At 73.9% G+C, this 440-nt stretch carries 1 protein-coding gene; it reads left to right on the plus strand.

Translation table 11 applies throughout. The features are described from left to right. Positions 1-258 (plus strand): phosphoribosyltransferase family protein (locus tag D7V88_RS42285; protein ID WP_279636154.1); only part of this gene is annotated, 258 nt, incomplete at its 5' end. Between the last annotated feature and the right edge of the window lie 182 nt (positions 259-440).

A 440-nucleotide genomic window follows, 5' to 3' on the forward strand; every position in this document is an offset into this window, starting at 1 on the left:
GTGCGTAAGGAGGGCAAGGCCCACGGGCTGCAGCGCCGGATCGAGGGCACGGACGTCGAGGGCCGGGCGGTGCTCGTCGTGGAGGACGTGTCGACGACCGGCGGCAGCCCGCTGACCGCCGCCGAGGCGCTGCAGGAGGCCGGCGCGGAGGTGGTCGCGATCGCCGTCATCGTCGACCGCGGGGGCCGGGCCGCGGTCGAGGCCGCCGGCTTCGAGTACCGCGCCGCCTTCACCCTGGCCGACCTCGACCTCGCCTGACGCGCAGGCAAAGGAACCTTTACACCCGGTTCTGGGCCTCGGACCGGGGGTAGAGGTTCCTATGCCTGCGTCGGCCGGTGCCTGCGCGCGGGGCCGTCAGGCGGTGGTGGTGCCTCTGCGGTTGGTGCGGCGGGCGCGGAGCAGTTCGACGGCCACCGGGATCAGCGAGAGCACCACGATCA

This window comes from Corallococcus terminator (assembly GCF_003611635.1).
GTDB classification, from domain to species: domain Bacteria; phylum Myxococcota; class Myxococcia; order Myxococcales; family Myxococcaceae; genus Corallococcus; species Corallococcus terminator.